Source organism: Streptomyces sp. NPDC060027, assembly GCF_042737005.1.
GTDB lineage: Bacteria > Actinomycetota > Actinomycetes > Streptomycetales > Streptomycetaceae > Streptomyces.
The window spans coordinates 1-1,980 of the sequence record NZ_JBHWVI010000435.1 but is presented as its reverse complement, the minus strand read 5'-3'; the positions used below and the strand labels follow the sequence as shown (position 1 = coordinate 1,980).

The window sequence follows — 1,980 nt, the reverse complement described above, 5'->3', positions numbered from 1 at the left end:
GCCAGAGGTTCGACGAAGCGATCGCATTTGCCCCGCCGAAACCATCACCACTCGCCACAGCTGCTTGACCCGATAGCTGCATGGGGTGTCTTGTCCGCGCGGACCCGGTTGGGGCGGACGCGCGGCCGACCAGGCCCGATGCGCGGCACGCGGACTTTCTCCAGGACGGGCTCGAACTGCGGCGAGTCGCCGCGCTGCCCGGCCGTGACCACGATCGACATGGGCTTCTGACCTTGCTCGACAGCCAGGTGCAGCTTGGTCGTGAACCCGCCGCGCGAGCGTCCCAGTCCGTGATCTCCGGGCTCGGTGAACACGCCGCCCGGTGGTTCCTTCTGCAGGTCGCCCTGTTTGCGGGCCCCGGCCGCGTGCTGATGGGCGCGGCACACCGTGGAGTCGACGCTCAGGTCCCACGTGATCGCGCCTTTCGCGTCGGCCAGGGCCTGGAGCCGGGTGAGGATGCGGTGCCAGGTACCGTCCCGCTGCCACCGGCGGAACAGGTCATAGACCCGGCCCCACGGTCCGTACTCGACGGGCACGTCCCGCCACGGGATACCGGTACGAACTCGGAACCGTATGCCGTCGATCAGCTGCCGCCGAGGCCAGACCGGCGGCCGCCCCGACCTGGCACCCCTCGGCAGCAATGGCTCCAGCACCGCCCACTGCTCGTCCGTGAGATCTCCCCGCCCCATGAACCGTGATCATTCACAGCCCAAGATCCACTTTCGATACACGGCCTAGCGCGGCGTCTGGTGCCGGGGGTACCTCCCACGCCGTTCGGGCTGTGGGGGCGCATCGCAAGGCGGAGGGTCGCCCGCGTACTGGGCGTACTCGGGTGATCCCGACAACGCGGCGTGGGGGTACCCCCTGCTCGAAGAGCTTGGGGGAGCCGTGCCAGGCGTCGCGAGCCGGACGGGACTTTCGAAACACGCCCCCTGCCAGCCGCCATGACGTGGGCCGAGTCCTCGCCACCGGCCAGCCCTACCAGAGGCTCACCCACCACAAGACCGGCACCAAACCCCGGCGCACCGAGGAACGGCAAACTTGACGGCCTGGGCCATGTGCAGCGGGCACGAGGCCGAAGAAGTTCGCGGAGTGCGTCGGTGGATCTCAGCTCAGTGATCATCGCGGTGGCAGGCGTCGCAGGAACCCTGGGAGGATCACTCCTCACCCAACGCGGCTCCGAGCGGGCAAAGCGCCGGGAAATAGAACTCGTTCGTGACCATGAAGAGATCCGTGAGAACCGTTCACTGCGACGCACCTGCTACGTGGAACTCAACCGGGATGCCCGGCAGTTCACCACCGCACTCAACCGCCACCTGCACGTCATAAGGGAACGCGGCGCGGAGGACGCCGACAGGGACGCACTTGACGAGGCGAAGAACACGCATCGCGATCGATACTCCGAAGCACAGATGATCGCCCCCGAAGAGGTACTCACGAAAGCGAGTGCCGTCAACAAAGCCCTGAACAAGGTCTACGGTCAGGTCAAGCGCCTCGAACGCGGTGCCCCCGGACCAGGCGAAACGATGGAGACCGCGGCCCAGGCCCAGTATGAGGTCTGGGACATGCTCCAAACCATGCGAACCGCTATGCGTCACGACCTCGGTGTGTCGCATGAAAATTGAGAGCTGGCACTTCGTACGGTCTCTCTCAGCTGCCTCGACCAGCCAATAGCTGACCGAGGTAGAGGTTAAAAATCAAGCTAAAACGGACTGACAGTACGAGGAGCGCGGCCTCCGAAATCTGCACCGGGCCGTGGAGCACTCCACTCGGTGCTCATGCTCGGACGACTTCTCCCGCGCCGTCCGGTAGGTGGCTCATGTCGACTCACACGGCCTGCGTAGCAGAGAGTAACGGTCCCCATGGCGTCAAGCTGCGCGCCTGCCCCAGCCCCTGCTGGGTGACAGGGATTACAGGGTAAATCGCTGACCAGTCACTTTGCTCCTGTCTGGGGGTGCAGGGCAAAGACAGGGATTACAG

The 1,980-nt window shown here is 65.6% G+C and carries 2 protein-coding genes; one reads left to right on the top strand and one right to left on the bottom strand.

Translation table 11 applies throughout. The annotated features are described in order from the left end of the window. Window positions 1-44 precede the first annotated feature (44 nt). Window positions 45-689 (bottom strand): IS5 family transposase, encoded by a 645-nt coding sequence (locus ACFWBT_RS42760; protein ID WP_385710184.1) that lies wholly within the window; start codon window positions 687-689, stop codon window positions 45-47. Window positions 690-1,115: 426 nt separating this feature from the next. Here ACFWBT_RS42760 and ACFWBT_RS42755 point away from each other — a divergent pair, with 426 nt between their 5' ends. After that, window positions 1,116-1,625, top strand: coding sequence for a hypothetical protein (locus tag ACFWBT_RS42755; protein WP_385710181.1), 510 nt, complete (start codon window positions 1,116-1,118; stop codon window positions 1,623-1,625). The last annotated feature ends 355 nt before the right edge of the window (window positions 1,626-1,980 follow it).